Below are 17,241 nucleotides of genomic sequence, written 5' to 3' on the forward strand. Positions count from 1 at the left end.
GGCGGGTGCGGCGGCCCGCGGGCTGCGGCCGGGCATGCCGGGACGGGCGGCCCGGCGCCGGGTGGCGGGCGAGGCCCGGTCCAGCGGGGCCTGGGCCGACGACCGCGACCCGCAGCTGTTCGGCGCCGGCATGCAGCGGCTCGTGCACGACCGCGGCTGGGACGTCGACGTCGCGGTCGGCGGGGTCATGGGCCGGTGGGCGAGGGTGGTCGGCGAGCACGTGGCCGAGCATTGCGAGCCCGAGCAGTTCACCGACGGCGTGCTCGTCGTCCGGGCGGACTCGACGGCGTGGGCCACCCAGGTGCGGCTGCTCGTCCCCACCGTGCTGCGCCGGCTGGCCGAGGAGCTCGGCGAGGGCGTCGTCGAGCAGCTGCAGGTCAAGGGCCCGGCCGCTCCGACCTGGCGCAAGGGGTCGCGCGCGGTGCGCGGCCGGGGGCCGCGCGACACCTACGGCTGAGCGCCGGAGACCCGCTCACGAGGTCATGACGGTCCTCAGCCTGTGGACAAACCCGGTGGACGTCCGTTGTGCACCGATATGGTCCACATCGGGTGTCCACACCCTGTGGACGAACGGTGGACGACGGCGTCTCGACCGGCTGGCGCCGGAGCCCGCGAAGGCCGGTAGGCGCCTCCGAGGGCCCGTCTGGCATGGGGGGAGTCAGCCCACCCCGTGCCGCTGCGCGACAGAGGCCACCAGGGCGGCGCAGGACGGCGGTGCGCTGCCACGTCAGCGCGCCCGAACCGGTAGACTGGCCGTGATCCAGACACCCTGACCCGGGTGCGCCCTGCCCACCGGGTTCGGTCGACCTCAAGGAGCCCTGCCCTCGTGCCGGAGTCCACGCCTGAGAACGCCCAGAACGCCCAGAACACCGACGCCCCGGCCTCGTCCGAGGCGTCGACCACGATCGACCGCGACGACCTCGTCCCCCTCGACACCGAGCGCGAGGCCCCGAGCCTGGCCGAGTCGAGCGGCGAGTACGACGCGAGCGCGATCACGGTGCTCGAGGGCCTCGAGGCCGTGCGCAAGCGCCCGGGCATGTACATCGGGTCCACCGGCCCGCGCGGTCTGCACCACCTGGTCACCGAGGTCGTCGACAACTCGGTCGACGAGGCGCTGGCGGGTCACGCCACCCGCATCGACGTCACGATCCAGCCCGACGGCAGCGTGAAGGTCGTCGACGACGGCCGCGGCATCCCCACCGACCTGATGCCGGGCGAGAACCGCCCCGCGGTCGAGGTCGTGCTGACCGTGCTGCACGCCGGCGGCAAGTTCGGCGGCGGCGGGTACGCGGTGTCCGGCGGTCTGCACGGCGTCGGCATCTCCGTGGTCAACGCCCTGTCGACCCACCTCGACGTCGAGGTGGCCCAGCGCGGCCACGTCTTCCGGCAGAGCTACCTCGACGGCGTCCCGCAGGCGCCGCTCGAGAAGGGCGAGGCCACCGACCGCACCGGCACCACGGTGACGTTCTGGCCGAACGCCGACATCTTCGAGACCGTCGAGTTCGACTTCGAGACGCTGCGCGCCCGGTTCCAGACCATGGCGTTCCTCAACAAGGGCCTGACGATCACGCTCACCGACGAGCGGCCGGGCCACGAGGAGGAGGCCGTCGACGCGCTGGACGACGGCACGCAGCACGAGCCGGCGTCGGCCCGCCACGTCGAGTACCGCTACGACGGCGGCCTGGTCGACTACGTCAAGAGCCTGAACGCCAGCAAGCGGGCCGAGGTCGTGCACCCCGACGTCATCGACTTCGAGTCCGAGGACCCCGAGCGCCTGCTCTCGGTCGAGATCGCGATGCAGTGGACGTCGGCGTACTCCGACAGCGTCCACACGTACGCCAACACGATCAACACCCACGAGGGCGGCACCCACGAGGAGGGCTTCCGCGCGGCGCTCACCTCGCTGATCAACCGGTACGCCCGCGAGAAGGGCCACCTGAAGGACAAGGACGACAACCTCTCGGGCGAGGACATCCGCGAGGGCCTGACGGCGGTCGTCTCGATCAAGCTGGGCGAGCCGCAGTTCGAGGGCCAGACCAAGACCAAGCTCGGCAACACCGAGGCCAAGGGCTTCGTGCAGCGCATCGTCACCGACCAGCTCGGCGACTGGCTCGAGCGCAACCCGGCCGAGGCGCGCGAGATCGTCCGCAAGTCCGTGCAGGCGGCGGCCGCCCGCGTGGCGGCCCGCAAGGCGCGCGACGCCACCCGCCGCAAGGGCCTGCTGGAGTCGTCGTCCCTGCCGGGCAAGCTCAGCGACTGCCAGCTCAACGACCCGACCCGGTGCGAGATCTTCATCGTCGAGGGCGACAGCGCCGGCGGCTCGGCCAAGGGCGGCCGCGACCCGATGACGCAGGCGATCCTGCCGATCCGGGGCAAGATCCTCAACGTCGAGAAGGCCCGCATCGACCGGGTGATGGCCAACACCGAGGTGCAGGCGCTGATCTCGGCGTTCGGCGCCGGCATCGGCGACGACTTCGACGAGGCCAAGCTGCGGTACCACAAGATCGTGCTGATGGCCGACGCCGACGTCGACGGCCAGCACATCCGCACGCTGCTGCTGACGCTGCTCTTCCGGTTCATGCGCCCGCTGATCGACGGCGGGTACGTCTACCTGGCGCAGCCGCCGCTGTACCGGCTGAAGTGGAGCCAGGGCGCGCACGACTTCGTGTACTCCGACCGCGAGCGCGACGCCGTGATCAAGGCCGGGCTCGAGGCCGGGCGCAAGCTGCCCAAGGACAACGGCGTGCAGCGCTACAAGGGTCTCGGCGAGATGAACGCGCACGAGCTGTGGGAGACCACGATGGACCCCGAGCACCGTGTGCTGCTGCAGGTCACGATGGAGAACGCGCTCGAGGCCGAGCAGATCTTCGCCGAGCTCATGGGCGAGGACGTCGAGCCGCGCCGCGCGTTCATCCAGCGCAACGCCAAGGACGTCCGCTTCCTCGACATCTGACGCCCGCCGCCCGCGCGCGACGTGCGCGCGGGCGCACCCGACGTCCCGACGAACCACCAGCTGACGAAGGACACCCGTGAGCGAGCAGCCCCCCAGCACCCCGGTCGACGACCCGCGGCACGAGGTCGACCTGCGGGTCGAGATGCAGCGGTCGTACCTCGACTACGCGATGAGCGTCATCGTGAGCCGCGCGCTGCCCGACGTGCGCGACGGCCTCAAGCCGGTGCACCGGCGCGTGCTCTACGCGATGTACGACGGCGGCTACCGCCCCGACCGCGGCTACAACAAGTGCAGCCGCGTCGTCGGCGACGTGATGGGTCAGTACCACCCGCACGGCGACACCTCGATCTACGACACCCTCGTGCGCCTGGCCCAGCAGTGGTCGATGCGCTACCCGCTGGTCGACGGCCAGGGCAACTTCGGCTCGCCGGGCAACGACCCCGCCGCCGCCATGCGCTACACCGAGTGCCGGATGGCGCCGCTGGCCATGGAGATGGTGCGCGACATCGACGAGGAGACCGTCGACTTCGCGCCGAACTACGACGGCAAGACGCAGGAGCCGGTGATCCTGCCGTCGCGGTTCCCGAACCTGCTGGTCAACGGCAGCAACGGCATCGCGGTCGGCATGGCGACGAACATCCCGCCGCACAACCTGCGCGAGGTCGCGTCCGGCGTCCAGTGGTTCCTCGAGAACCCGGACGCCGACCGCGAGACGCTCCTGGCCGAGCTGATGTCGCGCGTGCAGGGCCCGGACTTCCCGACCGGCGCGCTGGTCATGGGCAAGCGCGGCATCGAGGACGCGTACCGCACCGGCCGCGGCTCGATCACGATGCGCGCCATCGTCGAGGTCGAGGAGATCCAGAACCGCACCTGCCTGGTGATCACCGACCTGCCGTACCAGGTCAACCCCGACAACCTCGCGCTGAAGATCGCCGAGCTGGTGAAGGACGGCAAGATCGCCGGCATCGCCGACGTGCGCGACGAGTCGTCGTCCCGCACCGGTCAGCGGCTGGTCATCGTGCTGCGGCGCGATGCGGTCGCGAAGGTCGTGCTCAACAACCTCTACAAGCACACCCAGCTGCAGGACAACTTCAGCGCCAACATGCTCGCGCTGGTCGACGGCGTGCCGCGCACCCTTCCGCTCGACGGGTTCGTGCGGCACTGGGTCGACCACCAGATCGAGGTCATCCAGCGGCGCACGCGCTACCGGCTGCGCAAGGCCGAGGAGGAGGCGCACATCCTGCGCGGCCTGCTCAAGGCTCTCGACGCGCTCGACGAGGTCATCGCCCTGATCCGCGCCTCGGCCACGGTCGAGGTGGCGCGCGACGGGCTGATGCAGCTGCTCGACATCGACGAGCTGCAGGCCCGCGCGATCCTCGACATGCAGCTGCGCCGCCTCGCCGCCCTCGAGCGGCAGAAGCTGATCGACCGCTTCGAGGAGCTGCAGGCGCTGATCGCCGAGTACAACGCGATCCTCGCCTCGCCTGAGCGCCAGCGCGAGATCGTCGGCGAGGAGCTCGCCGGCATCGTCGAGAAGTACGGCGACGAGCGCCGCACCAAGATCATCCCGTTCGACGGCGACATGTCGATGGAGGACCTGATCGCCGAGGAGGACGTGGTCGTCACGATCACGCGTGGCGGCTACGCCAAGCGCACCCGGGTCGACCAGTACCGCTCGCAGCGGCGCGGCGGCAAGGGCGTCCGCGGGGCGCAGCTGCGCGGCGACGACCTGGTCGAGCACTTCTTCACCACGACGACGCACCACTGGCTGCTGTTCTTCACCAACCTCGGCCGGGTCTACCGGGCCAAGGCGTACGAGCTGCCCGAGGGCTCGCGCGACGCCAAGGGCCAGCACGTCGCGAACCTGCTGGCGTTCCAGCCCGGCGAGCAGATCGCCCAGGTGCTCGACCTGCGCGACTACGAGCAGGAGCCCTACCTGGTGCTCGCCACCAAGTCGGGACTGGTGAAGAAGACGCGCCTGACCGACTACGACTCCAACCGCAGCGGCGGTCTCATCGCGATCAACCTGCGCGAGAACGGCGTGGACGGCGAGGGGTCGGCCGTGGGCGACGAGCTCGTCTCGGCCCGGCTCGTGTCGGCCGAGGACGACCTGCTGCTGGTGTCGCGCCAGGGCCAGTCGGTGCGCTTCACCGCCACCGACGAGGCGCTGCGCCCGATGGGCCGCGCGACGTCCGGCGTGACGGGCATGAAGTTCCGCGGCGGCGACCACCTGCTGGCGATGGACGTCGTCCACGCCGACGAGACCCCGCAGGTCTTCGTGGTGTTCGAGAACGGCCTGGCCAAGCGGACGCCGGTCGAGCAGTACCGCGTCCAGGGCCGCGGCGGTCTGGGCATCAAGGTCGCCAAGATCTCCGACAAGGGCGGCGTCCTGGTCGGCGCGCTGCTCGTGGGCGACGAGGACGAGGTGCTCGTCGTCATGGAGAAGGGCAAGATCGTGCGCTCGCGCGTCGAGGAGGTCCGGCTCACCGGCCGCGACACCCAGGGCGTGCGGTTCGCGACGCCCGACAACGGCGACTCGATCATCGGCATCGCGCGCAGCGTCGAGCGGGAGGTCGAGGAGGCTGCCGACGAGGCGGTCGCCGAGGCCGGCGACGACGTCGTCGTGGCTGCCGATGAGGGCGCGGAAGGTGCTCCGAGCACGGGTGATGGCGTACCGTCGGACGCTGAGGCAGCACCCGCTGCCGACGACGACGCCGACGGCGCCGCGGGAGGCGAGCAGTGAGCACACCGGACCAGGCGTACGGCGGGGGTGCGCGACCGTTCGCGGTCGCCGACCAGACCGCGGCCCCGGCCCAGGCGGCGCCCCGGCCGGCCACCGGCGCGCGCCCGGTCGCGCGCGGCGGCCCGCGCAAGGTGCGGCTGACCCTGGCGAAGGTCGACCCGTGGTCGGTCATGAAACTCGGGTTCTTGCTGTCGGTCGCGATCGGCATCGCGTTCGTGGTGCTCGTGGCCGTGCTGTGGACGATCCTCGACACCATGGGCGTCTTCACGGACGTCGACCGCACCGTGGGCACGGTGCTGGGCAACTCGTCCGGGACGCAGTTCAACCTGATGGACTACATCGGGTTCGGCCGGGTCATCTCGCTGGCCACCGTGATCGGCGTGATCGACGTCTTCCTGCTGACGGCGCTCGCGACGCTGGCGGCGTTCCTCTACAACGTCTGCTCGCAGCTCGTCGGCGGCGTGCAGATGACCCTCACCGACGACTGATCCGGTTTGGGAGCGGGGTGCCCGCTGGGGTACCCTCGTGCGGCGCGGTGTGCTCGGTTCGGTGCGTCGCTGGGGCCTATAGCTCAGTCGGTTAGAGCGCTTCCCTGATAAGGAAGAGGTCACTGGTTCGAGTCCAGTTAGGCCCACGTCTGCACGGTCGTTCGACGCTGGAGGTCCGGATGAAGAAGCTGCTGGTCCTCGCGGCCGCGGGCGTCGGCGCCTTCGCCGTCTGGCGCAAGGTCGAGGCCGACAAGGCCGAGCAGAACCTCTGGGCCGAGGCGACCGACTCGGTCTGAGTCCTTCGGGCTCACGAACCCGGGGCCATGGCGCAATTGGTAGCGCACCTGCTTTGCAAGCAGGGGGTTAGGGGTTCGAGTCCCCTTGGCTCCACCCCGATCCTCGACTGTGGCCGTGGTCCGCCTGAGCGCCTCAGTCCTTGGAGCTATCCGGCCAAGAACCGGTCGTACCGCAGCCCTAGCCGATCACGGTCAGGTTGATCCTCGCGACGCGCAGGAACGCTGATGGACACGCCATGCATGTCTTGGAGGCCGTGCCGCAGCATTGGGCCGTCCACCTCGTTCAAGAGTTCTGTATTGATCCGAACTTCGTAATCAGGTGTGATGCCCAGCAGTTGGCGGTCATAAGCAGCGTGATGGATCTTGCAAAGGCTCAGTCCATTCGTCACCACCGGGTCACCGCCGGACTCGGCGTCCTCGACGATGTGTGCAGCGTCCAGCAACTCGGCATGCCGTAATGAGCACACTGCACAGCGGGTCAGGTACGCGAACATCACGCGCGCGCGGAAGGCGGGCTGATGCACCCGCTGCTGAACAACGCGCGTCGCGTACGCCTTTTCGATCAGGCTCAACTGCTCACCAGTCGGCACCGCGCGCAGCACGTCGTCCACGGTCATCGTGAACTCTCGTGCAATGGGGTTGTCGCCGACGACGAAAACCGGGTAGATCGGGTTGTAGACGTTCGTAGTGATCTTGTTGAGCCGGATAACAGGCAGTCGAAGCTCCATGGCACGACGCAACTTAAGATTCTTACCGCCCTCTGGCCCCCGTTGGTAGCTGTACTGCAGGAGGCCGCCGTCGATCTCGCGATCCGGGTAGGGGCCGTCAGGTGACGTCACAATCGTCAGAGTGGCGAGGAAGTCATGAGGATTCCAAATGCCACCCCGTCCGGGATCGACTAGTCGGACCTGGGTTCCGTCAGGCAGAAGGAACCGAGCAAGCTCTTCGTGACTGACGTAGCCGCCCGTGAAATCGGCTCGCCGGCTCAAGGCTGCCGCGATGATTTCGCGTCGTACGAATTCCTCGGCGACAGATGAACCCTGATCCACCCCGCGAGCTTAGATCGTGGTGGACGAGTGATGGGCGGCTTACTCGATTCGGCCTGCGAGGTCGCCGCCACTGCGGCTATCCACGGGGGGTTCCGAGATGCAAACGATGGCCTCGGCCGTCAGGCACCGCACTAACACGCTCACTGCCAAGACATCTCGGTTGCATCAGACTTGGGTCGACCCAACTGATGGGAGGACGACCTCTGATGATCTTCATCACCGCCAAGTTCCCCGTGAAGCCCGAGCACGCCGACGCCTGGCCCGACCTCTCCCGGGCGTTCACCGAGGCGACCCGCGCCGAGGACGGGTGCCTGTGGTTCAACTGGTCGCGCAGCCTCGACGACCCGACGGAGTACGTCCTGGTCGAGGCGTTCCGGGACGACGACGCCGGAGGCGAGCACGTCCGGTCCGAGCACTTCGCGGCGGCGGCGTCCGAGCTGCCGCAGTACCTCACGGCCACGCCGAAGATCGTCAACGTCACCGTCGACGGTCAGGACTGGTCCGAGCTCGGCGAGATGCGCGTCGGCTAGCGGTGTTCGAGAAGGTCGGCTGGGTCTGCGTCCGCGTCGGGCGGATGCTGGTCGGTCGCAACGAGGGCCGCGACCTGTTCTACCTGCCTGGCGGGCGCCGCGAGGACGGCGAGACGCAGCTCGACACCCTGGTGCGCGAGCTGCGCGAGGAGCTCGCGGTCGACGTCCGGCCGGCGACAGCCCGGCACCTCGTGACGATCGAGTCCCACCGGCACGAGTCCGACGAGCCGCTGCGCATGGTCTGCTTCGGGGCCGAGGTGGACGGCGCCCCGACGCCGTCCGCCGAGGTGGTCGAGCTGGCGTGGGTCGGCCCGGACGACGGCTCTCGCGTCACCGGGACCGAGCGGTTGCTCATGGCCTGGCTGGTCGAGCAGGGCCGGCTGCCGGGGAACCGAGCCGCGCAGGACGGCGTCCCACCGGCATGACCAGGTGGCGTCCGAGCGCGATGGTGGTGGGGAGCGTCCTCGGCGTGCTCGCCGTGGCCGCCGCCCTGCTCGTCGTCTGGCAGGTCGCCGCCGAGAAGGCAGCCGACAACGCCAACGGCTCGGTCCCGGTGACCAGCACGAAGCAGCTGGCCGGCTCCTGGACGTCGGTCAACGACGTCCGCGCGCCAGCCCCGGTCGTGCCCGGCACCGTCGTCCGGCTGACCTTCGACGGCGAGCAGCTGCGGGTCGAGACGGGGTGCAACCAGCTCACCGGCACCGCCCACGTCACCGACAGCACGCTGGAGGTCGAGGGCCTCGGGGGCACCGAGATGGGCTGCGACGCACCGCGGACCGCGCAGGAGAAGTGGGTCGGCGAGATGCTGCTGGCCGGCCCGCGGCTCGAGCTGAGCGGTCCCTACCTCTCTCTGCTCTGGGGCGACCACTGGCTCGGCCTGACCAGTCAGCCGGACGGCGGGGGCGGCGCCACGATGTAGCCGGTCGCCGCGTAGCCGGCCACCGGATCTCCGTACAGCCGCAACGACTCCGGCGCGACGACCCAGAGCCAGGCCAGGTGCGCGCACAGCACGGCGTCGATCTCGTCCTCGACCCGCTCGAGGTCGACCTGGCGCGTCGCCGAACGCACCGCCTCGCGCAGCTCCGCCCAGCGCGCACTGGCCTGCAGGAGCAGAGGGCCCACCGTCTCCAGGCCCGAGCACAAGAGCTCGAACTGCTCCTGTCGGTAGGTCACCGACCGGCCGCGCTTCGCCTTGTACTTCAACGTCACCGGCAGCCCGAAAAGCGCCACCGTCGCCGGGTGCGGGTACACCTCGATCGCGGTCGGCCGGCCGGGCGCCGGCCGCACCAGCGGGTCGACGTCCCACCCGAACCGACGCGCGAGCTCCCCGCCCCGCGGCGGGTCCAGGTGCGCGATCCCCCGGTTCGACGGGTACGCCCCCGCGCCGAACCGCCGGTAGTCGGCCCCCAGCAACCGCTCGGCCGCCCGCGAGCCCGTCGCGTTGGCCACCACCAGCGGCGCGTCCACCCCGACCGACAGCAGATCCCCGAGGTAGGGCCCGAGGAACGCCGCGATCTCGTCGTCCGAGCGCACCGCGCACGAGTCGATCAGCGCACCGGACGACGACACCACGGCGCAGCCGGTGCGCGCCCGCGTGCCCCAGGCAAGATCGAGCCCCGCACACCACCAGGGCGTGCGGGGCTCGGTCACCGCGGGGTCAGGACTTGTCGGCGTTCTCGACCTCGTCGATCGGGTCGGTCAGCGGGTCGCCCTGCTTCTTGCTCGAGCTCTTGCCACCCTTGGGTGCGTCCGCGGCGTCCGAGATCGCCTCGGCCGCAGCCGCGGAGTCGGCGGTCAGCCCGGGCACCTCGGCCTCGGAGCCCTCGTCGAGCGCGGCACCGGCCGCGCCGCTGTCGAGCGCCGCGTCCGCCGCGGGCGACGTCGTCGCGCCGCCGCTCGAGAAGCTGGACGTCGTCGGGTAGCTGCCCGCGGGGACGGCCCAGGGGTCGTCCTGCGGCGCACGGTTCTTGAAGACCGCGATGCCCGCGCCGACCGCGGCGGCGAACGCCGTGAACAGCAGGAACTTGCGCTTGCGGCGCGGCTTCTTCGCGACGGCGTCGCCCTTCAGCACCGCGGCCGCACCCTTGCCGCGCTTCTTGGCGGTCTCCCCCGCGTCCTGCGCGCGGTCGGCCCCGGCCGCAGCCGCACCCGCACCAGCCGCTGCCGCCGCGTTGACCGCGTCGACCAGGCGCGGCAGCAGGTCGTCGACCAGCTTGTCGCGCGCCGCGTCGACCGCCGGGCTGATCTTGTCGACGGCGGCCTCGACCTTGGGGGCCGCGGCCTCGAGCCCGCGCTCGACCTTGGGCGTCGCCCACTCGCGCGCGTCGTGCGCCTTCGCGGCGACGGCGGGAGCGACGCTCTCGCGCAGGTGATGGCCTGCCGTGCTGGCGGCGTCCTGCACGGAAGCTCGCGCGTCCTGCACCTGGGCCTTGGCCTGGTCGGTCCGGCTCTTCCTGAACACGTGCCCTCCCTGAGGATCGGGTCGTCTCGGGCCGCGCCACGGGCACAGCCCTGCCTACCTGCCTCCATCCTGCCCTGATCTTCGCCATCGTGCCTACCGAGGGGTAGCCCGCCGGACGTCGTCCGCGACCGTGCGAGGATGACGCCATGGACGCCACGCTGCACACGAACAAGGGCGACATCGTCGTCACGCTCTTCCCCGACCACGCGCCGCAGACCGTGAAGAACTTCACCGGCCTCGCCGACGGGTCGAAGGAGTGGAAGGACGCCGACTCCGGCGCCGCCCGCACCGAGCCGTTCTACGACGGCCTCACCTTCCACCGGATCATCCCCGGTTTCATGATCCAGGGCGGCTGCCCGCGCGGCGACGGCCGCGGCGGCCCCGGCTACACCTTCGACGACGAGATCCACCCCGACCTCGCCTTCGACAAGCCCTACCTGCTCGCCATGGCCAACGCCGGCAAGGTCGGCGGCAAGGGCACGAACGGCTCGCAGTTCTTCATCACGGTCGAGCCGACCGGGTGGCTGCAGGGCAAGCACACGATCTTCGGCGAGGTGGCCGACCAGCCCAGCCGCGACGTCGTCGACGCCATCGTCGCCGTGCCGACCGGTCCCGGCGACGCGCCGGTCGACCCGGTCGTCATCGAGCGCGTCACCATCAGCTGAGCCGACCCCACCCCGAGCCTGACGAGCCGCAGGAAGCCCGCCGGTGAGCACCCCGAGCACCCCGCCCCCGGCGGGCCCTGCGGCCGAGCCCGTCTGCCCGCGCCACCCCGACCGGGTGGCCTACGTGCGCTGCCAGCGCTGCGGGCGACCGGTCTGCCCCGAGTGCCAGCGCCCGGCCGCGGTCGGCGTCCAGTGCGTCGACTGCGTGCGCGAGCAGGCGAAGACGATGCGCACCGGTCGCACCGTCTTCGGCGGCCGCGTGGGCACCGGTCGCCCGGTCGTCACCTACGCGCTGATCGGCGCCTGCGTCGCGGTCTTCCTGCTGCAGCTGGTGCCCGGCCTCGACATCACCTCGCGGTTCGCCTTCGCGCCGGACGTGGCCGAGGCCGAGCCGTGGCGGTTCCTCACGGCCGCCTTCCTGCACTCGACCAGCTTCATCCCGCACATCGCCTTCAACATGCTGGTGCTCTACCAGGTGGGGCCGTACCTCGAGGAGCGGCTCGGCGCCGTGCGCTACCTCGCGCTCTACCTGGTCAGCGCCTTCGGCGGCTCGGTCGGGTACCTGGCGCTCGCCGACCCGCAGGTGCCGAGCTCCTGGTACGGCGCCGTCGTCGGCGCCTCGGGCGCGGTGTTCGGCCTGTTCGGCGCGCTCGTCGTCGTGCAGCGCCGGCTCGGTCAGGACCTGCAGGGCCTGTACGTGATGATCGGCATCAACTTCGTGCTGGGCTTCGTCATCGCGAACGTCGCGTGGCAGGCGCACCTGGGTGGTCTGCTCAGCGGCGCGGCCATGGCGGCCGCCCTCGCCGCACCGGTGAAGACCCGCCGCACCCTGGTGCAGGTCGCGGGCACGCTGGCCGTCGTCGCGGTGCTCGTGCTGGTGGCGGTGTGGAAGCTGTCGACCGCCGTCCCCCTCTTCTGACCTGCGACGACGGCGTTCGTCCACAGGGTTGTCCCCACCCTGGGGACGGAATGACACCCGTGTAAGAAGGCTCAGCGCCAGCGGGTGGCCATGATGAAGCCGGCCATGATGATGCCGAAGCCGATGATCACGTTGTAGGCGCCCAGGGCTCCGATCGGCCAGTCGCTCTGGGTCACGTAGAAGACCACGATGTAGGCCAGGCCGAGCACGAGCAGGCCGACCATGACCGGCGCGTACCACGGCGGGCTCTGCTTCTTGGCCGCCGACTTGCGCGGCGGAGGCGTGTAGTCGGCCTTCTTGCGGGCCCTGGATTCGGGCACGGTGACTCCTCAGGTGGGGTGGTCGTCTAGCGTAGTGGGCGTGCTGACCCGGCTGCGCCACCTGCGCCTCACGCGCTGGGGTGTCGCCGCCCCGGTGGTGTTCGCGCTGGCCGGGCTGCTGGCCACCACGAGCGCCCAGACCGCGCGCGGCACCGACCTGCGCTCGGAGGGCCGCACCGACACCGCCGACCTGATCCGCGAGCAGCAGCACCGCGCCGAGGTGCAGGAGGCCGACGTCGCCAGCCTGCGCCGCCAGGTGCAGGACCTCACCGCCAAGGCCGCCCCCGCCGGCTCGCAGCTGGCCGGCCTCACCGAGCGCACGGCCGAGCTGGGCCTGGCCGCCGGCACCCGGCCGGTCGTCGGGCGGGCGATCCGGGTCGAGCTGGACGACGCCCCCACCGGCGACTCCATGCCCGACGGCTTCGAGCCCGACGACCTCGTCGTCCACCAGCAGGACGTCCAGGCCGTCGTCAACGCGCTGTGGGCGTCCGGCGCCGAGGCCATGATGCTGATGGACCAGCGCGTGATCTCCACCAGCGCCGTCCGCTGCGTCGGCAACGTGCTGATCCTGCAGGACCGCGTCTACTCCCCGCCCTACCGCATCACCGCGATCGGCGACCCCGCGGCGATGCAGCACGCGCTCGACGACTCCGAGGCGCTGCAGATCTACCGCCAGTACGTGGACGCCGTCGGGCTGGGCTACTCGGTGCAGACGCTCGGCCGCACGCGCTTCCCCGGGTACGAGGGCTCCTTGCTGCTGCAGCACGCGCGGGCCCTGAAGTGACGGCCGCGAGGTGAACGCCCTGCGCGCCGGGCTCCGCGGGATCGGGGAGCTCCTGATCACCCTGGGCGTCGTCGTCCTGCTGTTCCTGGCCTGGCAGCTGTGGTGGACCGACGTCGTCGCCGGCCGCTCGCAGGACCAGTTGACCCAGCAGCTCGAGCGCACCTTCACCGCCCAGCAGCCGACGGGCTCGCAGCCGGCGGCGGAAGACCCGAAGCTGAGGCTGACCGACGGCGAGGCGTTCGCGCTGATCCGGGTCCCGCGCTTCGGCAAGGACTACGTGCGCCCGATCATCCAGGGCGTCGAGCTCGACGTCCTCGACCGTGGCGTGGGGCACTACCCGGCGTCCGCGGACCCGGGGGCGATCGGCAACTTCGCCGTCGCCGGTCACCGCGTGACGTACGCCAAGCCGTTCAACCAGATCGCCGAGCTGCGGGTGGGCGACCCGGTGGTGGTCGAGACGGCGCGGGCGTGGTTCGTCTACCGCGTCACCGGCCACGCGATCGTGACGCCCGACCACACCGAGGTCGTCGCCCCGGTGCCCCGCCACCCCGGCCAGAAGCCGACCCGGCGGATGATGACCATGACGGCGTGCCACCCGAAGTTCTCGGCCCACCAGCGGTACGTGGTGTGGAGCGAGCTCGACGAGCGGGTGGCCAAGGGACCGGGCGTGAAGAAGCCCGACGTCCTGCGGTAGAGGAGGACGCGTGTACGGCTGGTTGTGGCGGCACCTGCCCGGGCCGACGCCCGTGCGGGCGCTGGTGTGCGTCGTCCTCGTGGCGGCGGTCGTCGTCGTGCTCTTCGGCTGGGGCTTCCAGCACCTGGCGCCCTACGTGCCCTTCAACGGCGGGACGGTGGACCAGTGAGCGCGCGCGTCCTGGTGGTCGACAACTACGACAGCTTCGTCTTCACGATCGTGGGGTACCTGGCCCAGCTCGGTGCCGAGTGCGAGGTCGTGCGCAACGACGCCGTGCGCCCGGACGACGGCACCGGGTTCGACGGCGTGCTGCTGTCCCCCGGTCCCGGCACGCCCGAGGACGCCGGCGTCTGCGTCGACATGGTGCGGGCCTGCGCCGACCGCGAGCAGCCGCTGCTCGGCGTCTGCCTCGGGCACCAGGCGCTCGGCGTCGCCTACGGCGCGGTCGTCGGCCGGGCGCCCGAGCTGCTGCACGGCAAGACCAGCGAGGTGCTGCACGAGGGCGCGGGCGTGCTCAGCGGTCTCGGCTCGCCGTTCACCGCCACGCGCTACCACTCGTTGACCATCGAGCCCGAGACCGTGCCCGACGACCTCGAGGTCACCGGCCGCACCGCGACCGGGATCGTCATGGCGGTGCGGCACCGCGAGCTGCCGCTCGAGGGCGTGCAGTTCCACCCCGAGTCGGTGCTCACCGAGGGCGGGCACCGGCTGCTGGCGAACTGGCTCGCCACCTGCGGCGACGAGGGCGCGGTCGAGCGCTCGCGGGGCATGGCCCCGCTCGTGCGCGGCTAGCGCTACCCGCCCAGGCCGAGGGTCGGCGTGCCGGTCGGCGTCTCCGTCGGCGTCTCGGTCGGCGACGGGGTGACCGGCGCCTTGGCGATGACCAGCGTGATGGTCTTGCCCTGGTCGACGGTCTTGCCCTGGTCGGACTGCGAGATCACCGTGCCCTCGGGCTGGGTGCTCTCCTGGTACTTGGTCGCGTCGACCTTGAGCCCGGCGTCGGTGAGCTTGGTGGTGGCGTCCGAGACCGGCAGGCCGATGACGTTCGGGACGTCGACCTTGCCGCTCGCGATCTCGAGGTCGACCTTGGTGTCCTTGGCCACCGCGTCGCCCGGCGAGGGGTTGCTCGACACGACGCGGCCCTTGTCCTGCTCGGTCGACTGCACCTGGGTGACCGTGCCGAGCTTCAGGCCGGCCTCCTCCAGCGCGGCCTTGGCCTGGGTCTGCGTCTTGCCGACCAGCTCGGGCACCGTGGCCTCCTCGGGCCCGGTCGACACCGTGACGCCGACCGCTGTGCCCTCGTCGACCTGCTCGCCGGACGGCGGGTCCTGGCTGACGACCTGGCCCTCGGGCACGGTGTCGTCGGCCTTCTGGTCGGTGGTGCCGATGACCAGCCCCTTGGACTTCAGCAGCGCCGTGGCCTGCTCGACCGTCTTGTTGCTGAGGTCGGGCACGGCCACCTTGGTGACCGTCGGGGTGTCGGGACCGCTGAGCAGGCCGGGCAGCACGAGCACCGCAAGGGCGACCAGCACCGCCCCGACCAGCCCGAGCAGCACCCACAGGCCCGTGCGCCTGGGCTTGCCCTCGTCGTCCGGGTCGCGGCCCTCGGGCAGCATGTCGGCCTCGGGCACGGCCGGCGGCAGCGTCGTGGTGGGGGCGGCCGGGGGCACCTGCTCCATGGCCTGCGTGGCCAGAGCTCCGGCGCCCAGCGCGGCCGCACCGGCTCCCGCGCCCAGCGCGGCGCCGCTGATCCGTCGTCCGGCCAGGGCGTTGTCGACGTCGTCGCGGAAGTCGTCGGCGGTCTGGTACCGCGCGCCGCGGTCCTTCTCGAGCGCGTGCAGGACGACGGCGTCGACCGCCGGGGGGACCTCGGGCGCGTAGGTGCTCGGCGCGGTCGGCGCCTCGCCCACGTGCTGGTAGGCCACGGCCACCGGGGAGTCGGCGACGAACGGCGGCCGGCCGGTGAGCAGCTCGAACAGCAGGCAGCCGGCCGAGTACAGGTCGCTGCGGGCGTCGACGGTCTCGCCGCGCGCCTGCTCGGGCGACAGGTACTGCGCCGTGCCGATCACGGCCTGGGTCTGGGTCATCGTGGCCGAGGAGTCGGCGATGGCGCGGGCGATGCCGAAGTCCATGACCTTGACGTCGCCGGTGGGCGTCACCATGACGTTGGCCGGCTTGATGTCGCGGTGCACGATGCCCGCGCGGTGGCTGTAGGCGAGGGCGGCCAGCACGCCCGAGGTGATGCGCAGGGCCTCGTGCCAGTCCAGCCGCTGCCCAGCGGTGACGAGCTCGCGCAGCGTCCGGCCCTCGACGTACTCCATGACGATGTAGGGAGCCGGCACCGCGCCGTCCGCGCCGGGGTCCTCGCCGCTGTCGTAGACCGCGACGACGGCCGGGTGGTTGAGGGCGGCGGCGGACTGCGCCTCGCGGCGGAAGCGGGCCTGGAACGACGGGTCGCGCGCGAGGTCGGAGCGCAGCATCTTGATGGCCACGGTGCGGCCCAGCCGGGTGTCGCGGCCGACGTGCACCTCGGCCATGCCACCGCGACCGAGCAGGTCGCCGATCTCGTACCGTCCGCCGAGCAGGCGGGGTGTCGCGTTCACGTCAGGCCCTTCGTCCGGATCGTCGTCATCCCTGCCCTCCCGAGGTGGGCGTGCCGGCGGCCCCGGTGCTGCCACCGGCGTCGCCCGTGGGGGTCGTCGTGGGGGTGCCCGCGGCGCCGCTGCCGGCGCCACCCGTGGTCGTCGCGGTCGGGGTGCTCGTCGGCTGGTCGGTGGCGGTGGGCGTGCTGCTGCCCGGGCCGCCGCCGTTGCCGCCGCCGTTCCCGCCGGGCTGCTTCTTGCCGTCGGACACCTGCAGCGTCACGGTGTCGCCCTCGGCGAGGTCCTGGGTGGGCGACAGCGACAGCACCTGGCCCTTGGGCTCGTCGCTCTCGACCTTGTCGCTCTGCGTCTTCAGGCCGAGGCCCTTGAGGTCGTCGCGCACGTCCTTCTCGTCGCGGCCCACGTAGTCGGCCGGGTCGAGCGTGATGCCGCTGGGGCTCGAGGTCTGCTCGGTCGGGCTGCTGCTGGACGACGTCCGCGAGCTCGACGACGTCCGCGACGACGTCGTGGGGTCGGCGCCGGTGCCGGAGGTGTCGTCACCGCCGAGCTGGGACAGGGCCAGCGCGACCAGCGCGGCGACCACGAGGACGGCGAGCACGCCGATCCAGACGCCGCGCCGGCTCCTGGGCCGCTCGGGCGGCAGCACCGCGCCCGGCGGCGTGGCGGTCGTGGCCGCGCCGACCGCCGGCATCGCGGCGGTGGGGTCGGCGACGGCTCCCGCCACGGCAGGAGCACC

General features: G+C 71.6%; 20 protein-coding genes and 2 tRNA genes. 16 read left to right on the plus strand and 6 right to left on the minus strand.

Annotated features, from left to right (window positions below):
• From ACYVJ4_RS09045 to ACYVJ4_RS09075, 7 genes are all read left to right on the plus strand, one after another.
• Window positions 1–457: DciA family protein (locus ACYVJ4_RS09045; RefSeq protein ID WP_460459797.1), on the plus strand; the 457-nt coding region annotated here is incomplete at its 5' end.
• A 447-nt stretch (window positions 458–904) separates the two neighbouring features.
• Window positions 905–2,953, plus strand: a complete 2,049-nt coding sequence (gene gyrB / locus ACYVJ4_RS09050) for a DNA topoisomerase (ATP-hydrolyzing) subunit B (protein ID WP_460459816.1) — start codon at window positions 905–907, stop codon at window positions 2,951–2,953.
• Between the two features lie 76 nt (window positions 2,954–3,029).
• The gene (gene gyrA, locus ACYVJ4_RS09055; RefSeq protein ID WP_460459798.1) at window positions 3,030–5,696 is read left to right on the plus strand and encodes a DNA gyrase subunit A; all 2,667 of its coding nucleotides are present in this window, start codon (window positions 3,030–3,032) and stop codon (window positions 5,694–5,696) included.
• On the plus strand, window positions 5,693–6,184 hold the full coding sequence (locus tag ACYVJ4_RS09060) for a DUF3566 domain-containing protein (protein ID WP_460459799.1): 492 nt from the start codon (window positions 5,693–5,695) through the stop codon (window positions 6,182–6,184). The genes gyrA and ACYVJ4_RS09060 overlap by 4 nt, the downstream gene beginning before the upstream one ends.
• Before the next feature lie 72 nt (window positions 6,185–6,256).
• A tRNA-Ile gene (locus ACYVJ4_RS09065) sits at window positions 6,257–6,330 on the plus strand.
• 33 nt (window positions 6,331–6,363) lie between these two features.
• Window positions 6,364–6,480: a DLW-39 family protein gene (locus tag ACYVJ4_RS09070; protein WP_460459800.1), complete on the plus strand. Its 117-nt coding sequence runs from the start codon at window positions 6,364–6,366 to the stop codon at window positions 6,478–6,480.
• A gap of 21 nt (window positions 6,481–6,501) precedes the next feature.
• Window positions 6,502–6,574, plus strand: a tRNA-Ala gene (locus ACYVJ4_RS09075).
• 52 nt (window positions 6,575–6,626) lie between these two features.
• On the opposite strand, the gene ACYVJ4_RS09080 is transcribed toward ACYVJ4_RS09075, so the two are convergent.
• Window positions 6,627–7,529: an HNH endonuclease gene (locus ACYVJ4_RS09080; protein WP_460459801.1), complete on the minus strand. Its 903-nt coding sequence runs from the start codon at window positions 7,527–7,529 to the stop codon at window positions 6,627–6,629.
• 206 nt (window positions 7,530–7,735) lie between these two features.
• On the opposite strand from ACYVJ4_RS09080, the gene ACYVJ4_RS09085 reads away from it, so the two are divergent.
• The 3 genes from ACYVJ4_RS09085 to ACYVJ4_RS09095 are packed head-to-tail and all read left to right on the plus strand — an operon-like array spanning window position 7,736 to window position 8,978.
• Window positions 7,736–8,059, plus strand: coding sequence for a putative quinol monooxygenase (locus tag ACYVJ4_RS09085; RefSeq protein WP_460459802.1), 324 nt, complete (start codon window positions 7,736–7,738; stop codon window positions 8,057–8,059).
• A gap of 2 nt (window positions 8,060–8,061) precedes the next feature.
• Window positions 8,062–8,484 (plus strand): NUDIX hydrolase, encoded by a 423-nt coding sequence (locus ACYVJ4_RS09090; RefSeq protein ID WP_460459803.1) that lies wholly within the window; start codon window positions 8,062–8,064, stop codon window positions 8,482–8,484.
• Window positions 8,481–8,978 carry an META domain-containing protein gene (locus tag ACYVJ4_RS09095; RefSeq protein WP_460459804.1) on the plus strand — a complete coding sequence of 166 codons (498 nt, stop codon included), beginning with the start codon at window positions 8,481–8,483 and terminating at the stop codon, window positions 8,976–8,978. Before ACYVJ4_RS09090 ends, ACYVJ4_RS09095 begins: the two co-directional genes overlap by 4 nt.
• Here ACYVJ4_RS09095 and ACYVJ4_RS09100 read toward each other — a convergent pair.
• Both ACYVJ4_RS09100 and ACYVJ4_RS09105 read right to left on the minus strand, forming a co-directional pair.
• A complete protein-coding gene (locus ACYVJ4_RS09100) occupies window positions 8,945–9,709 on the minus strand; it encodes a DUF429 domain-containing protein (protein ID WP_460459805.1) in 765 nt (254 codons plus the stop codon). The genes ACYVJ4_RS09095 and ACYVJ4_RS09100 overlap by 34 nt on opposite strands.
• 7 nt (window positions 9,710–9,716) lie before the next feature.
• On the minus strand, window positions 9,717–10,520 hold the full coding sequence (locus ACYVJ4_RS09105; RefSeq protein WP_460459806.1) for a hypothetical protein: 804 nt from the start codon (window positions 10,518–10,520) through the stop codon (window positions 9,717–9,719).
• Window positions 10,521–10,666: 146 nt separating this feature from the next.
• Here ACYVJ4_RS09105 and ACYVJ4_RS09110 point away from each other — a divergent pair, with 146 nt between their 5' ends.
• Together ACYVJ4_RS09110 and ACYVJ4_RS09115 are read left to right on the plus strand one after the other, a co-directional pair.
• The gene (locus ACYVJ4_RS09110; RefSeq protein ID WP_460459807.1) at window positions 10,667–11,185 is read left to right on the plus strand and encodes a peptidylprolyl isomerase; all 519 of its coding nucleotides are present in this window, start codon (window positions 10,667–10,669) and stop codon (window positions 11,183–11,185) included.
• Window positions 11,186–11,228: 43 nt separating this feature from the next.
• The gene (locus tag ACYVJ4_RS09115; protein ID WP_460459808.1) at window positions 11,229–12,104 is read left to right on the plus strand and encodes a rhomboid family intramembrane serine protease; all 876 of its coding nucleotides are present in this window, start codon (window positions 11,229–11,231) and stop codon (window positions 12,102–12,104) included.
• Between the two features lie 71 nt (window positions 12,105–12,175).
• Here ACYVJ4_RS09115 and crgA read toward each other — a convergent pair whose 3' ends face one another.
• The gene (gene crgA / locus ACYVJ4_RS09120; protein WP_460459809.1) at window positions 12,176–12,424 is read right to left on the minus strand and encodes a cell division protein CrgA; all 249 of its coding nucleotides are present in this window, start codon (window positions 12,422–12,424) and stop codon (window positions 12,176–12,178) included.
• A 40-nt stretch (window positions 12,425–12,464) separates the two neighbouring features.
• On the opposite strand from crgA, the gene ACYVJ4_RS09125 reads away from it, so the two are divergent.
• From ACYVJ4_RS09125 to ACYVJ4_RS09140, 4 genes are read left to right on the plus strand one after another with little or no spacing between them, the layout of a single operon-like run.
• Window positions 12,465–13,208: a DUF881 domain-containing protein gene (locus ACYVJ4_RS09125; RefSeq protein WP_460459810.1), complete on the plus strand. Its 744-nt coding sequence runs from the start codon at window positions 12,465–12,467 to the stop codon at window positions 13,206–13,208.
• Between the two features lie 10 nt (window positions 13,209–13,218).
• On the plus strand, window positions 13,219–13,902 hold the full coding sequence (locus tag ACYVJ4_RS09130; protein WP_460459811.1) for a class E sortase: 684 nt from the start codon (window positions 13,219–13,221) through the stop codon (window positions 13,900–13,902).
• Window positions 13,903–13,912: 10 nt separating this feature from the next.
• Window positions 13,913–14,071, plus strand: a complete 159-nt coding sequence (locus tag ACYVJ4_RS09135; RefSeq protein ID WP_460459812.1) for a hypothetical protein — start codon at window positions 13,913–13,915, stop codon at window positions 14,069–14,071.
• Window positions 14,068–14,694, plus strand: coding sequence for an aminodeoxychorismate/anthranilate synthase component II (locus tag ACYVJ4_RS09140; protein ID WP_460459813.1), 627 nt, complete (start codon window positions 14,068–14,070; stop codon window positions 14,692–14,694). Before ACYVJ4_RS09135 ends, ACYVJ4_RS09140 begins: the two co-directional genes overlap by 4 nt.
• A gap of 2 nt (window positions 14,695–14,696) precedes the next feature.
• Here the strand turns inward: ACYVJ4_RS09140 and pknB are convergent, their stop codons facing one another.
• Both pknB and ACYVJ4_RS09150 read right to left on the minus strand, forming a co-directional pair.
• Window positions 14,697–16,505, minus strand: coding sequence for a Stk1 family PASTA domain-containing Ser/Thr kinase (gene pknB / locus ACYVJ4_RS09145; RefSeq protein WP_460459814.1), 1,809 nt, complete (start codon window positions 16,503–16,505; stop codon window positions 14,697–14,699).
• Between the two features lie 25 nt (window positions 16,506–16,530).
• Window positions 16,531–17,241, minus strand: a 711-nt coding sequence (locus ACYVJ4_RS09150; protein ID WP_460459815.1) for a PASTA domain-containing protein, incomplete at its 5' end; no start/stop codon positions are given.

The sequence above is a fragment of the Angustibacter peucedani genome, from assembly GCF_054779595.1.